The organism is Rhizobium sp. SG570 (assembly GCF_012275345.1).
Taxonomy (GTDB): domain Bacteria; phylum Pseudomonadota; class Alphaproteobacteria; order Rhizobiales; family Rhizobiaceae; genus Rhizobium; species Rhizobium lusitanum.
Window position 1 is genome coordinate 38,146 of record NZ_JAAZQI010000028.1, and the last position, 13,859, is coordinate 52,004.

Annotated in this window: 12 protein-coding genes; 3 read left to right on the forward strand and 9 right to left on the reverse strand. The window is 58.5% G+C overall.

What is annotated here, in order from left to right:
* Positions 1–6: 6 nt before the first annotated feature.
* Positions 7–1,833: an ABC transporter ATP-binding protein gene (locus FHT28_RS32995; RefSeq protein WP_168598543.1), complete on the reverse strand. Its 1,827-nt coding sequence runs from the start codon at positions 1,831–1,833 to the stop codon at positions 7–9.
* A gap of 427 nt (positions 1,834–2,260) precedes the next feature.
* On the opposite strand from FHT28_RS32995, the gene FHT28_RS33000 reads away from it, so the two are divergent.
* Positions 2,261–2,953, forward strand: a complete 693-nt coding sequence (locus tag FHT28_RS33000) for a GntR family transcriptional regulator (protein ID WP_167669613.1) — start codon at positions 2,261–2,263, stop codon at positions 2,951–2,953.
* A 136-nt stretch (positions 2,954–3,089) separates the two neighbouring features.
* Here FHT28_RS33000 and FHT28_RS33005 read toward each other — a convergent pair whose 3' ends face one another.
* From FHT28_RS33005 to FHT28_RS33035, 7 genes are all read right to left on the reverse strand, one after another.
* Positions 3,090–4,514, reverse strand: coding sequence for an aldehyde dehydrogenase family protein (locus FHT28_RS33005; protein WP_047640044.1), 1,425 nt, complete (start codon positions 4,512–4,514; stop codon positions 3,090–3,092).
* 25 nt (positions 4,515–4,539) lie between these two features.
* The gene (locus FHT28_RS33010) at positions 4,540–5,625 is read right to left on the reverse strand and encodes an ABC transporter ATP-binding protein (RefSeq protein ID WP_173411703.1); all 1,086 of its coding nucleotides are present in this window, start codon (positions 5,623–5,625) and stop codon (positions 4,540–4,542) included.
* The gene (locus FHT28_RS33015; protein ID WP_047640047.1) at positions 5,615–6,226 is read right to left on the reverse strand and encodes a cupin domain-containing protein; all 612 of its coding nucleotides are present in this window, start codon (positions 6,224–6,226) and stop codon (positions 5,615–5,617) included. The genes FHT28_RS33010 and FHT28_RS33015 overlap by 11 nt, the downstream gene beginning before the upstream one ends.
* Before the next feature lie 65 nt (positions 6,227–6,291).
* The gene (locus FHT28_RS33020) at positions 6,292–7,365 is read right to left on the reverse strand and encodes an ABC transporter substrate-binding protein (RefSeq protein WP_052224332.1); all 1,074 of its coding nucleotides are present in this window, start codon (positions 7,363–7,365) and stop codon (positions 6,292–6,294) included.
* Positions 7,366–7,393: 28 nt separating this feature from the next.
* Positions 7,394–8,212 (reverse strand): ABC transporter permease, encoded by an 819-nt coding sequence (locus FHT28_RS33025; RefSeq protein ID WP_234903842.1) that lies wholly within the window; start codon positions 8,210–8,212, stop codon positions 7,394–7,396.
* The gene (locus tag FHT28_RS33030; protein WP_168598545.1) at positions 8,209–9,090 is read right to left on the reverse strand and encodes an ABC transporter permease; all 882 of its coding nucleotides are present in this window, start codon (positions 9,088–9,090) and stop codon (positions 8,209–8,211) included. The genes FHT28_RS33025 and FHT28_RS33030 overlap by 4 nt, the downstream gene beginning before the upstream one ends.
* 77 nt (positions 9,091–9,167) lie before the next feature.
* Positions 9,168–10,454, reverse strand: a complete 1,287-nt coding sequence (locus FHT28_RS33035; RefSeq protein WP_168598546.1) for an FAD-dependent oxidoreductase — start codon at positions 10,452–10,454, stop codon at positions 9,168–9,170.
* Positions 10,455–10,943: 489 nt separating this feature from the next.
* Here FHT28_RS33035 and FHT28_RS33040 point away from each other — a divergent pair, with 489 nt between their 5' ends.
* A complete protein-coding gene (locus tag FHT28_RS33040) occupies positions 10,944–11,396 on the forward strand; it encodes a GNAT family N-acetyltransferase (protein ID WP_234903841.1) in 453 nt (150 codons plus the stop codon).
* A 590-nt stretch (positions 11,397–11,986) separates the two neighbouring features.
* Complete coding sequence (locus FHT28_RS33050) at positions 11,987–13,042, forward strand: Fic family protein (RefSeq protein ID WP_246705017.1); 1,056 nt, start codon at positions 11,987–11,989, stop codon at positions 13,040–13,042.
* A 238-nt stretch (positions 13,043–13,280) separates the two neighbouring features.
* On the opposite strand, the gene FHT28_RS33055 is transcribed toward FHT28_RS33050, so the two are convergent.
* Positions 13,281–13,814, reverse strand: a complete 534-nt coding sequence (locus tag FHT28_RS33055; protein ID WP_092576761.1) for an invasion associated locus B family protein — start codon at positions 13,812–13,814, stop codon at positions 13,281–13,283.
* Between the last annotated feature and the right edge of the window lie 45 nt (positions 13,815–13,859).

Genomic DNA, 13,859 nt, shown 5'->3' on the forward strand with positions numbered 1-13,859 from the left:
GGTCGTTCAGGCGCTCTTGGCGATAAAATGGCCTGAGGTGATTTCCTCGTGAGCCAGGATCGGCGGCTCGTCGCCGACCCGGCGGACGGGATTGGGGATCTCGCCTTCCAACAGGGCGGTTCGGCGCTCCTGCGTCGGATCGGCGATCGGCACGGCTGAAATCAGGCGTTGCGTATAGGCATGCATGGGGGTTTCGAAGACCTGCCGGCGGCTGCCTATTTCCATGATCTGGCCGAGATAGAGAACGGCGACGCGGTGGCTGATCTTCTCCACGACGGCCATATCATGGCTGATAAACAGATAGGCGAGCCCGCGTTCGGCCTGCAGGTCCATAAGCAGGTTGATAATCTGGGCTTGGATCGATACGTCGAGGGCAGAAAGCGCCTCATCGGCAATGATGAGCTTCGGATCGGAGGCAAGCGCACGGGCAATGCAGACGCGCTGCCGCTGGCCGCCGGAAAACTCATGCGGATAGCGATCGGCATGGGCTGACGTCAGGCTGACGCGCTCCAGAAGCTCGTCTACCCTGCGGCGTACCGCCTTTGATCCGGATATGATGCCATGGGTGTTGATCGGTTCCGCAATCGAGAAGCCAACTGTCTTGCGCGGGTCGAGCGAAGCAAAGGGATCCTGGAAAATATACTGCACGTCACGGCGAAGCCGGAATCGCTCCAGCGCCGACATGGCGGCAAAACTCTTGCCGTTGAAGGTTATTTCGCCCGAGCGCGCTTTCTGCAACTGCTGGATGGTGCGGCCAATCGTCGACTTGCCGGAGCCGGATTCGCCGACAAGGGCCAAGGTTTCACCGGGATGAATATCGAAAGCGACCTTTTGGACGGCACTACAGCGATGCGTGACCTTGCCGAAGATATTCTTTTTGATATCGAAGCGCACGAAGAGGTCGCGCACGGACAGGAGCGGCTGCTGGTCGTAGCGGGCGGTATTCTGGATCCGTTCCTCACCAACGATCTTCGGCTCGCCGCCGTCGAGAACGGTCAGCGGCATGCGCTTCGGAAAATCCTGGCCGGTCATGCTGCCAAGCTTCGGCACTGCGGCGAGAAGCGCCTTCGTATAGGGGTGCTTGGGATTGGCGAATATCTCACGAACCGGGCCTTCCTCAACCTTCTTGCCCTTCCACATGACCACGACATCATCAGCCATTTCGGCTACCACGCCCATGTCGTGAGTGATGAAGATCATGCCCATGCCGAGATCCTTCTTCAGGTCCCGCATGATGTTGAGGATCTGTGCCTGGATCGTCACGTCGAGCGCTGTTGTCGGCTCGTCGGCGATCAGCAGCTTCGGGCGGCAGGCAAGCGCCATGGCGATCATGACGCGCTGGCGCATGCCGCCGGAAAGCTGGTGCGGATAGCGGTTCAAGAGCGCCTGCGCATCCGGCAGGCGCACCATTTCCAGCAGGCGCTGCGCCGCCGCCATGGCAGCGGATTTGCCGATCTTCTCATGAAGGAGAAGGATCTCGCAGATCTGGTCGCCGATAGTGAAGACCGGATTGAGCGAGGTCATCGGCTCCTGGAAGATCATGGCGATCTCCTTGCCGCGAACGGCGCGCATCTCCTTCTGCGAGAGTTTCAGAATGTCCTTGCCGTTGAAGAGGATAGTGCCTGTCTCGAAGCGCGCGCCCATCATGTCGCCAAGGCGCATGATGGAAAGCGATGTCACCGATTTGCCGGAGCCGGATTCACCGACGACTGCGAGCGTTCGCCCCGGCTCGACCGAAAAGGAAAGCCCTTCGACCACGCGATTTTCGCCGAACCGAACAGTCAGATCCGTTACGGACAGAAGCGGTTTGTTGTCGTCTGCGGGCGTGGTCATGCGCTTACCTCGGCATTGGGAAGATCGGTCATGGCATCCGAGATGATAGCCGTGTTGTTCCTTGCATCGATGATGCAGGAGCATTCGCAGAGATCGGACCGCTGCATGCTCATGCCGACACCCGTTGCAGCCTGACAAAGGCAGGCGATGTTTTTCTACAAAACAGGCGTCTCATGAACATCTGTATCTGCGTTCCCGTTATATTTGTGAGGACGTGAGATAGCATCAAACGACAATATGGTCTATATTGTTCAACAATTTTCATGTTGCCAATCAAAAATGGGGGCAAATCTGCGCAAAATCGTCCTTATGACCTTGCCGTTGACAGGCCGATAGCCGCAGACACGCGGAATACCCACTCGGTTTCCAGCAAGTGCCTGATATAGCGGGCGTCGAAGACGATTGAGTGCAGATGCCGGGAGAGCGAATGAAGCAGACAAATCTTGCCAGCATCGAGCCGACGATTGTCGCGGAGACAGGGCAGACGGTTGCGGAACTGACCGCCGCCCGCATCCGCGAGCGCGTGATCAGCGGCACGCTCTCGCCTGGCAGCCATCTATCCGAGGCGGCTCTTTGCGAGGAGTTGCAGGTCTCGCGCAATACGCTGCGCGAGGTTTTCCGGCTGCTGACGAAAGAGGGTGTGCTGCGCCATGAGGCCAATCGCGGCGTCTTCGTCTCCACGCCGAGCATCTCGACGATCATGGATATTTTCCAAATTCGTCGTCTGATCGAGTGTTCGGCACTCGCCAATGCGCATCACCGTCACCCCAGCGTTGCCAAGATGCGTGCCGCCATCAATGCTGCCGTTCAGCATCGTGAACGTGGCGAATGGCTGGAGGTCGGTAGCGCCGATATCGCCTTTCATGCCGCGATCGTCGAGCTTGCCGACAGTCCCAGGCTTTCGGCCTTCTATGCGCAGATCTCGCTTGAGCTGCGTCTCGTCTTCGGGCTGATCCGCGATCCCGAATATCTGCACGCTCCCTATGTCGGCCAGAACGCGACTATTCTCGCGCATCTGGAGGAGGGGGCGCCGGCGAGTGCTTCCGACGCGTTGGAAAAATACCTATTCCAGGCCGAACGCTTCATTCTGGCTGCCTATTCGCGAGCAATGCCTGGCTGAAGCCCGCCTACCGTCGTTGATATGATGAATGATGTGGACAATCCACGTCCGAAGGGGGCAAGCGCAATGCAAGCATTTGCGTCTCGATCACCTTTGACGGAAGGACATCCAGCGCCTCGCGCTGACTGCCACCCGGTTAGGCCCAACCGACGACACCCTTTATTTCCAGGAAATCGTGGATTGCCCAGTCGGCATATTCACGCCCATTTCCCGATTGTTTGTAGCCGCCGAAAGGTGCGAACGTGTCCCAGGCTGGATAGTTGAGATAGACCGAGCCGGCGCGCATGCGTTTCGCGATGGCGCGTGCGTTATCGATGTTCGTCGATTGAACATAGGCAGCAAGGCCGTACACGGTGTCATTTGCAATGCGCACGGCATCCTCCTCGTCCTTGTAGGAGATGATCGACAGAACCGGGCCGAAGATCTCCTCGCGCGAAATCGTCATTTCGGGCGTCACGTGTCCGAAAACCGTCGGGCGGATATAATAGCCACGGTTCAATCCCTCCGGCCGGCCCAGGCCGCCCGTTACCAAGGTCGCACCCTCGCTGATGCCGCTTTCGATCAACCGCTGGATCTTGTCGTATTGGATCTGGCTGACGACTGGCCCAAGATCGACGCCATCGGCGCGCGGATCGCCTGTCTTGAAGGCCTCGGCAGCCTTCCCGGCGATTGCCAAAGCGTCCTCATGACGGTCGGCCGGCACCAGCATACGGGTCGGCGCGTCGCAAGACTGGCCGGTATTGCTGAAGCAACCCTGGACGCCCTTGGTCACAGCAGTCTCGAAATCCGCGTCGGGCAGGATGATATTGGCCGACTTGCCGCCAAGTTCCTGAGCGACACGCTTGACTGTGTCGGCGGCAGTTTTGGCGACGATGATACCGGCACGCGTAGAACCCGTGAACGAGACCATGTCAACATCCGGATGCCCCGCCATGACCTGCCCGACATCGGGACCGGTGCCGTTCACCAGATTGAAGACGCCCTTCGGCGTTCCAGCCGCCGCCATCACTTCCGCAAAGATGATGCCGCTGATCGGCGCGATTTCCGAGGGCTTCAAAACCACGGTGCATCCTGCCGCGATCGCCGGCGCAACCTTGCAAACGATCTGGTTCAGCGGCCAGTTCCACGGCGTGATCAGCGCGCAGACTCCGATCGGCTCCTTGATGACAGTGGTTGAGCCGCGCTTTTCAGTGAACTGATAGTCCTCGAAAGCGGCGATGGTCGCTTCCATGTGTCCGCGTCCGGCCCATGCCTGGGAATCCCGCGCGAACGGAAGAGGCGCGCCCATTTCCTGGCTGACTGCCTGAGCGATATCCTCGAAGCGCTCGTTGTAGCATTCGAGAATCCGTTTTAGGAGCACCAGACGCTCTTCCTTGGACGTCAATGAAAAGCTCGCAAAGGCGCTCTTTGCCGCTGCGACCGCTTTATCGACGTCTGCAGCCGAGCCTGCGGATATTGCGGTATAGACTTCCTCCGTCGATGGATCGATGACCTCAATCGTCTTGGGGGCAACGGGATCGACCCAGGAACCGTCGATGAAGAATTTCAGGTGATTGTTCATGTGTTCTCCATTGTCGTTGGTGTGCTCAGGCCGGAAGTATCGGGCAAGAGGCGCCTGGTCGGAGCGAGGCAAAGAAGCGGTCGCCAGTCGCCAAGGCGGCATGCGCTGATTGCCTGGGTATGTCGGCCGTCAGGCTATATTTGTCTTCGGCGAGAAGATGGACTCGCAAACTGCGCCCATGGAAAACGACGCCTTCCACAGCGACGCCGACTGAACCTTCGCTGCGTTCGTGCGAGACCAGAATATCCTCAGGACGAACACCTATGATCACGCCATCGCCCGACCGCAGCTCGATGGCTCCGGTTGCCGGCATATCGAGGGAGAGAGCGCCGGCGGCGAAGCGCAGGGTCCCCGTTTCGCGGCTGACCAGGCGTGCATTCAGCAGGTTCATCGTCCCGATGAATCCTGCAACGAAGGTTGTCGCCGGCTGATCGTAAAGCACTGATGGCGAGGCGATCTGCTCAATAGCAGCCTTGTTCATGACGACGATGCGATCGGATATCGACAGAGCCTCGGTCTGGTCATGCGTGACCATCACGAATGTCGTGCCCAGCTCCCGCTGCAACCGTTTCAACTCCACCTGCATCTGCTCGCGCAGATGCGCGTCGAGCGCGGAAAGAGGCTCGTCGAGAAGAAGAACGCGTGGTTCGCAGACGATCGCTCTTGCAAGCGCTACGCGCTGACGCTGACCGCCGGAAAGCGCCTGAACGCGCTGATTGATCTTGTCGGCCAGGCCAACCATGTCGAGCGCTGCGGAAACGCGCCTACGGCGCTCGGGGCCGGCAATCTTTCGGAGCGACAGGCCGAAGCCGACATTTTCGGCAACAGACATGTGCGGGAAAAGCGCATAGTCCTGGAACACCGTGTTGACCGGACGGTCGAACGCGCGAAGGAGCGTAATGTCTCTTCCGTCGAGCCGAACCTCTCCCTCGGTCGGAGCTTCGAAGCCCGCGATAACACGCAGCGTGGTGGTCTTGCCGCAGCCCGAAGGACCGAGAAGGCTCAGGAACTCTCCTTCGGCAATCGAAAGGTCGATATTATTCAGGCCGACAATGCCGCCTGCGAAATGCTTGGAGACCTTCTCCAGGCGAAGCAAGGCATCAGTCGCCATCACGCGCCTCCGAAGGCTTCGTCGTATTCACCCATACGATGGTGCAGCGTTCCGTGCCGGGATTGCGGAAAGAATGCAGCAAGGTGCTCTTGAAAGCGAAACTGTCGCCGGTCTTCAGCAGATATCGCGTGGAATCAACTACCAGTTCGGCCTCGCCGGTCGTGACGATACCGAATTCGTGGCCGCTGTGGGCATAGGCATCCGTGCCGCCACCGGGCTCGACGGTGACGACCATGCCGGTCAGGGATGCACCGGGAGGCGACAGAAGATCCTTGGTAATCCCTTCCGAATGGACCGGCAAGGGACGACGGCTGGTTGCCCGCACGCAGTAGAGGTCGTTCACGGGCTCATTGCCGTCGGCGATCAGCGCTGACGGCTCCACGTCGAGTGCTGCGGCCAGCGGCCAGATGACACGCACGCGCAGCGATGACATACCGCGTTCGATCTGGCTAAGCGCTCCGATCGATATTCCTGCTCTGGACGCAAGATCCGCCAGCGACAGGTTCTTTTCGAGCCGTAAGGCCCGCACGCGCCGGCCTACGCGGACATCGGCCTCATCCGCCTCACGCTCCGCCCTGCTCGTCAATTCGTCCGCGTCCATCGGCTCTCCATATTCAAATATTGGAAATGGCCCGGACAATCGCATCCGGGCCAAGAATAGCAAGCTCAGCCGCCTGCCTTAACCTTCTCAAACATCTTGGCAAGATCGTCGTTCTGCTTCATCGGGCCGGTAAAGACGGTCGATTTCAGCATGGTTTCAGGATCCGGCGGGAGCTGCAAGTTCTCCAACTCGTCCTTTGGAACAGCAGCAAAGGCGGATGTAGTCGACGCACCATAGCCGTAATTTTCGATGAGTGCCTTGCCCGATTCCGCCTCAAGTCGGCTATTGATGAAGTCATAGGCAAGATCGGTATTCTTCGCGTCCTTGAGCATGACGAAGCCGCAGGCCCAGGTGAGCATGCCTTCCTTCGGCTTCATGAATTCCACCGGCACGCCCTGCTTCTTCAATGCGACTGCGGATGCGTTCCAGGTCATCGCTGCAACTAACTGGCCGCTTGCGAGCGATTGTTCGACGGAGGTCATGTCGGTCGTATAGGCCGAGACGAGCGGACGCTGCTCACGCAGCTTGTCTGCAACCTTGCCCAGCTGTTCCTGCGTCATATCGAAGGGGCTGACGCCGGCCAAGAGCGCGGCGACGACCGGCGTATCGTGCACGGCATCGATCGTTGCGATGCGGCCGGCATACTGCTTGTCCCACAACAGGTTCCAGCTCTGTTCAGGGTTCTTCACGAGGTCGGTGCGATAGAGCACAGAGGTGTTGCCCCAATCCCAAGGAACCATCCAGACCTTGCCCGCGCCGGCCTGAATATCCGGCAGGTTGCGGAAGACCGGGAAGATCTTGTCCCAATTCTTGATCTTGGCGGTATCGATCGGCTGCAGCAAGCCTTCCTTGTTCCAGCGGGCGATCTTGTCATAGCAAGGATGTGCAAGATCCGGGTGGAACCCGGCCTTCACCTTGGTAAAGGCATCGTCGTCGTCGCCGAAGACGGAGATGTCGACGCCGTCGGGATGGGCCGCAGTGAATGTCTTGTGAAAGTCGGGAAGCTCATAGCCCGACCAGGTGAAGTAGGTGAGTTTATCGGCAGCCGAGGCCGGCAGGCCAAGCGACAGCGAAAGGGCCACAGCCGTGAGGGCGCGCGATGCACCTCTGGCGAAACTTCCTCGATGATCATGTTTCATGGCAGTTCCTCTTGTGATTTTTCTCATTTCAGGCACTGGAAGACGTAGAACGCGAAAGCCCGCGCTGCCGCAAAAGCTCGGCGCATCCGGCAATGATGATCGACACCGCGAGAATGACCGTTCCGAGAGCCATCACTGTCGGAAGCGATTTTGGAAACCGCAGTTGGCTCCAGATGTAGAGTGGAAGGGTCGGCTGCGTGCCGGCCAGAAAAAAAGCCACGATGAATTCGTCGAACGAGGTGAGAAAGGCGAGCATAAAGGCCGAGCCGATGGCTGGTAGCGCCAGAGGCAGCATGATGCGCCGGAAAATGATCAACTCCCCTGCCCCGAGATCCTCGGCGGCCTCGGGAATGCTGCGCGGAATGGACGCGAAACGGCCGCGCATGATGATGACCGTCGTCGGCAGGCAGACGAGAACATGGCCGAGCACGATCGCGAGCCGCGAGGGACCAAAGCCCAGCAGGTTCACGAGGATCAGCAGCGAAATGCCGACCACCACGCCGGGAATGAGGATCGGCAGGCGAGCGATACCGGAGATAAGCTTGGCGAAGGGAGAACGAACCTGCGTATCCATATAGGAGATGGTGATGCCGCAAAGAGTAGCGATAACTGCCGCCGCGAGACCGATCGAGATGCTGGTCATGAGCGCGCCAGTCAGTGTCTCGTTTCCGATCAATGTTTCATACCAGGCGAAGGTGAAACCCTTCAGCGGAAAGGCGGCCTGTATGGAATCGTTGAAAGAAAAGAGCGGTATCAGCGCGACCGGCAAATACAGGAAGACCAGGTAAAGCCCGACATACCAACGCAGCCATCCCCCTCTTGCAGCGTTCATTTGCCGGCGCTTCATGTCCGGCTCCCAAATAGGCGGTCCGCCTGGCGGACAACAAGAACCACGGCAAGAATGACCAGCATGACCATAACCGCCAGAGCGGCGCCGAACGGCCAGTCATTGGCCTTCCCGAACTGCGCCTGCACCAAAGAGCCGATCATCGTGCTTGTCGGCCCGCCGATCAGAGCCGGCGTGACGTAGTCCCCGACTGTCGGCACAAAGACGACGACGGCCGCCGACAGTACCCCCGGCATGGAATTGGGCAATATGACTCGCCGAAATGTCGTGAAGGGCCGCGCTCCGAGATCCGCCGCCGCCTCCACTAACGATCTCGGGATGGTCTCGAGTGCGACGAAGATCGGCAGGATGGCAAAGGGAGCGTAGGCGTGGGCAAGCGTCAGCACCACGGCCGACGGGGTATTCAGAAACAATGTTGACGGCTCGGACGAAAGACCGGAGAGCATCAACGCTGAATTCAGCACGCCGTTGTAGGCAAGCACGATTTTCCAGGCGAACACGCGCAGCAGATAACTCGTCCAGAACGGCAGCGTAACGAGGAAGAGGATCAGGCTGCGGCGCTGGCCGGCATGAAACGCGAGATAATAGGCGACCGGATAGGCTGTCACGACCGTTGCAAGCGTCACGAGCCCAGCGATCGTCAACGATCGCAACACTACGAGCCCGTAGAGCGGATCCGAAATGACAGTGGCGAAGTTCTGCACAGAGATGCCGGCGCCCAACAACGAACCATCATTGATACGAAACGCCAGGAACACCACAAGGCTCACGGCAAAGAGCACCAGCACGAAGGTTACGATCGCCCCGGGCGATAGCATGGCGCCGCGGAAGATCCGTGTCCTGTCGAATATTCGAGACGGAACGCCTTCATTGATCATGGTGCGGCCTGCAATAAAATGAAATCCAGTTTATATTTTTCATTTTTATGAAAAATGTCAAGCGTGATATTCCATGCTCATTTTTCGAGAGCATCCAGCAGCCGATACCAGGCAATCGTCGCGGCGACACCGACCTGCCGGAACGCGTGAAGAGGGATAGGCCGGATGGGGGTGACGGGAAAAGGCAGCACGGCGCGATCTCCGGTGTCGATGTAGCGGGCAAACCTCTGGCCGAGCGCTGTCATCACGCCGACGCCGCGCCCCTGGCAACCGACGACGGTCAGCAATCCGGGCTCCGGCTCATGGATGTGCGGCAAGTGATCGGGCGTCATCGCAACCCGGCCAAACCAGCGCCTGGCAATCGGAATGTCGGCAAGCTCGGGATAAAGACGCCGCATCGCACGCTCCAGATGCTTCCAATCGCTCTTGCTTTTTGGCTCCGCCATGCGCCCCCTGCCGCCGAGCACAAGCCTCCCGTCCGTACTCTTGCGATAGTAGACGAGGATTCTGCGGGAATCGGAGACGGCTTGTTCGTCGGGCAAAATGATCCGTCGCAAATGGTCCGGCAGCGGGTCCGTCGCGATCTGAAATGAGTGCAGCGGCACGATGGAACGGGCAAGGCCCGGCACAAGTTGGTCGCTATAGGCATTGGTGGCGATGATGACGAATCGCGATCTTACGGATCGGCCATCGGCCACCTGAACGACCCAGCCGCCATTTTCCTGCCTGACTGACCGCACCTTCGTGCGTTCGGCGATCTGAACACCTGCCTTAGCAGCGGTCGCCGCCAACTCGCTGACGAAGGATAGCGGATTGATGATGCCAGCGCGACCATCGAGCCAGCCGCCGAGATAGCCGCGTGCACCAGTCAGGGATTCGATCTCGCGTGCGTCCAACATGCGCACATCGGCTCCTCGGGCGCGCCATTGCGCATCGCGCCGTCGCGCAGCTGCAAGTGCCTTTTCGGTGTGGGCGGCCTGGATCCAACCATTTCGAACCCGGGGAACGTCGAGAAGCTCTCGACTAATGAGATCGAAGACACAATCCGCCGTCGAAGCCGCAAACGCGATCAAAGTCTGTCCCCGCGCCTCCCCAAAATTCTCAAGCAGCCAATCCGGATCATATTTCAATCCTGGAATGACCTGGCCGCCGTTCAAGCCGGACGCACCTTCGCCCACGGCCTTCGCCTCGAGCACCCTCACTCTCTTGCCCTGCCGCGCCAGATCAAGCGCAGCCGACAACCCCAAAAAGCCTGCTCCGACGATGACGACGTCTACACTTTCTGCCGGGGAAAGCGGCACGTCGATGGCTGTGCTTCGCGCATTGGCTCGCCAAGCGGACTGAAGTTCAAGAGGCAACGGCATTTTGATCTCCGGCAGTAACCTGAAAATCACTAACTTAATTTCATAGATATGAAAATAGAAATCTTGCGTGGAAACGATGCAATCGCGAACTCAGGCGATTCAAGCTGTTAACTACCAACGCATCGGTGCGGACGACGCGCTGCCGATCCAGCGGATGTAGCGGCTGTCGTTTTGTATTTAATCGGGTGCTCCTCCCTTTGTGTGGTGGTGAAGCTGATTGAGTGGCAGCATGCGTGACCTGCGGAGTACATTCACGTGTGATAAGCAGGCCGACTGGTGCCCCGCCAGCGCCGGGGGCGGGTGAGAGTACAATGCATTCTTGGGCGATTTCCCGTGGGATCTGGCTATGCAAACAAAGGCACGGAATTCTCTACGTCGAGAGGAACACGCCACCCGCTGAAGCTGCTCAGTGGCTTTGCCGGTCCATGATCCATCAAGAAAGGCGCTGACTGGGTACGGTCCGAGAAAGATAAGGGAGATGCGCGATCGATGTCGTATGAATTGAGAGCCGTTACCATACCAGACGACTGGCGCGCGATGCACGACATTCGGCAAAAGGTGCTGTTTGCGCCGGGTCGGCATTCGATCTCTTACGATGAGAACCACCCAGATGATCGCGCCGATGGAAATACACCCTTCCTTCTATTTGAGAACGAAGAGCCGCTCGGGGTGGCGCGGCTGGATGAACGGGGCGAAACCGGCATAGTGAGACTTGTTGCTATCGTTCAGCACAAACAGCGAAAGGGATACGGTCTCAGGCTAAACAATTTCATTGAGGCAGAGGCCAGAAGACGCGGGGTCCGCATTCTCCGCGTTAACGCTGCCCCTGACGCAGTAGGCTTTTATCTGAAGGCTGGGTGGTCTGAGAAGCTTTGGGACCCAACAGAATTAGTGGGTCTTGCTCAAGGAGCGGTCCAGATGGAAAAGGTGATTTGCGAATAGCAACATAGAGTCGTGACCGAGACGAAGACAGTATCGTCATTTTCGACACGGGCTGTGTTCTGTGCTCGGCCTGGGTAGGGCTCATCCTCGAACACGAGCGCGACCAAGCTTTCCTCTTCGTCTCAGCCTGGTCAGAAGCGGGTGCGACGCTGGCAAATGTCCACGGATTGAAGTCAGCCGAAACCTATCTGGTTACCGAGGGCGGGCGCGGGCTGACTCATTCGGATCGTCGCCGACGGCCAGACGATCAACCTACCGCCTGGCAAGGCTGTTACGGGCGAAATTAGGACGGGTAGACGGCGCATTCTGGAGCATGTTTTTTCGCCTTTGGTCGAAGTGGCAGAGAACGCAATGCATGAGCGCTAGAACAGAATTGCGCTCTTGAGCGGATACGAACCGCTAATAGCTGTAGTCCTCATACATCGTCCCTCATCTCGCCGCAAAAGTCTGGATCAGCGCAGGTGAGGAATGGCTAGTCATTTAGCTCACGACGGACAAATTCAGCGAACTCTCTTCTGAGAATGGATGGAAACGGATGAATAAATGGTGCATAAGAGTGTTTCGCGAATTGGATGGGAATGGATGAAAGAATGGGATTTCTCAACACAGCGACCGTCCGGATCACGCCCGAAATCCTGTCGCTGATCGCCGAAATAGACGAATTCAAAGGTGCCTGGCGAGCGATCGGCCGGATCGCGCCTGAGCGGCTGTCCAGCCTCCGGCGCGTCGCCACGATCGAAAGCATCGGTTCCTCAACACGTATCGAAGGAGCACGCCTCACCGACCGAGAGGTCGAAAAGCTGCTGGCAAACATTCGCTTGGGGTCGTTTACAACACGCGACGAGCAAGAGGTTGCCGGCTATGCGGAGGTGATGGAGACCATTTTCAGTGCTCACGAAGCTATATCGTTCACCGAGAATCATATCCGTCAGCTCCACCGCGACCTTCTTGCGCATTCGATAAAGGATGAGAGGCATCGCGGCGCCTACAAAACCCTTTCCAACAACGTGGAAGCGTTTAACGAACAGGGCGAGAGCCTCGGTGTCGTTTTCGAAACGGCATCGCCGTTCGATACGCCGCGTCGAATGGAAGAACTGATCGCTTGGTTGGATGAGCAAGGGCGTGAAAAACGGCTCCATCCACTTTTGGTCGTCGCGATCTTCGTTGTGGTTTTCCTAGAAATCCATCCGTTCCAGGATGGCAATGGCCGCCTATCACGCATTCTGACAACCTTGCTGCTCCTGCGGGCCGGTTACGCTTACGTCCCCTACAGCTCGCTCGAAAGCATCATCGAGCAAAGCAAGGAGAGCTATTACATCTCGCTTCGCCGTACACAGGGAACGATCCGCGGCGCCGAGCCAGACTGGAATCCCTGGATCGAGTTCTTTTTAAGAGCCCTGCATCGGCAGAAGACCCGGCTTGAGAAGAAAATGGAGCGCGCGCGTATTATTTTAGCCGACATGCCGGAATTATCCGTCGCATTGCTCGAGTTGGCGCGCGAGCACGGGCGGATCACAGTCGCGCAGGCTGCACGGATCACCAATGCAAGCCGTCACACAATTAAGGATCATCTCAAGGCACTCGTGGATCAAGGGCACCTCGCCCTGCACGGTGCCGGCCGCGGCGCTTGGTACGGTCTCTCCTGATGACGGAGGTGTTAAGCTCATCTGAATTGCGGCTCTTGAAGGCGGGTGAACCGAAGACCCACATTTTCCGCCCCCTGAGTCCTCAGTCAAGCAATTGAAAGTCAATACAATCTTGTCTGATACCCTCCCCATGCGTCGGCATCCGTGATGGCGTTTTAGAGATTATCGCCGGCAGCTGTAGCAGACTTCCCATGATTCTGAACTTCCAGATGCTTGCAGCCATCGGAGGGTGGGAGCGCTATTTGGTAAGGTCGGCGATGCGATTGAGCGCGCCGGCAAGGCCCTTTAGCGAGACGGCCAAGGCCAGCGGTTGGGCCGGGCTGGCAGCGGAAACGGTGACGTTGAGCGCCTTGCCGGTCCTGAGCTTTGCAATCGTGTCTGCTTCGAAGGTCAGCGGCACAAGGCAGCCTTCTGGCAGGCAGGTCGAGAACGGCAGAGTATTGCCGAGAACGGCGTCGTCGATCTTCAACTGAGCACCCTGGGGCAGCGCAAGTCCGAGTGGCAGCACCAGCGTGCCCCGAAACTTGCCGTCGGAGGCCTTGCCGATCTCGACAGCCAGGACGGTCTGCTTCGTCTGATTGCTGGTTTGGACCTGTCGGGCGAGGCAGGATGGAGCGTTGGCCTGCATCTGGCACACGACGCCCCAATCGTCATAGGTCTCGACCAGCGAACTGGCCCCGCCCGGCAGCGGAGCGGCGGTGGCGGTACCGCCGACGAGAGCGAGCATTGCCGCCAGTACTGAAGCCTTCGGCAAATAGCGGGATGAGGTCATTGGAATAGGTTCCTTTCATATGGTTGGGATCAGACCGTGCATGAC

Bases quoted from the DNA above. Each gene is read 5' to 3' on its own strand.
- FHT28_RS32995 (WP_168598543.1), bottom strand. From the start codon at position 1,833: ATGACCACGCCCGCAGACGACAACAAACCGCTTCTGTCCGTAACGGAT.
- FHT28_RS33000 (WP_167669613.1), top strand. From the start codon at position 2,261: ATGAAGCAGACAAATCTTGCCAGCATCGAGCCGACGATTGTCGCGGAG.
- FHT28_RS33005 (WP_047640044.1), bottom strand. From the start codon at position 4,514: ATGAACAATCACCTGAAATTCTTCATCGACGGTTCCTGGGTCGATCCC.
- FHT28_RS33010 (WP_173411703.1), bottom strand. From the start codon at position 5,625: ATGGCGACTGATGCCTTGCTTCGCCTGGAGAAGGTCTCCAAGCATTTC.
- FHT28_RS33015 (WP_047640047.1), bottom strand. From the start codon at position 6,226: ATGGACGCGGACGAATTGACGAGCAGGGCGGAGCGTGAGGCGGATGAG.
- FHT28_RS33020 (WP_052224332.1), bottom strand. From the start codon at position 7,365: ATGAAACATGATCATCGAGGAAGTTTCGCCAGAGGTGCATCGCGCGCC.
- FHT28_RS33025 (WP_234903842.1), bottom strand. From the start codon at position 8,212: ATGAAGCGCCGGCAAATGAACGCTGCAAGAGGGGGATGGCTGCGTTGG.
- FHT28_RS33030 (WP_168598545.1), bottom strand. From the start codon at position 9,090: ATGATCAATGAAGGCGTTCCGTCTCGAATATTCGACAGGACACGGATC.
- FHT28_RS33035 (WP_168598546.1), bottom strand. From the start codon at position 10,454: ATGCCGTTGCCTCTTGAACTTCAGTCCGCTTGGCGAGCCAATGCGCGA.
- FHT28_RS33040 (WP_234903841.1), top strand. From the start codon at position 10,944: ATGTCGTATGAATTGAGAGCCGTTACCATACCAGACGACTGGCGCGCG.
- FHT28_RS33050 (WP_246705017.1), top strand. From the start codon at position 11,987: ATGGGATTTCTCAACACAGCGACCGTCCGGATCACGCCCGAAATCCTG.
- FHT28_RS33055 (WP_092576761.1), bottom strand. From the start codon at position 13,814: ATGACCTCATCCCGCTATTTGCCGAAGGCTTCAGTACTGGCGGCAATG.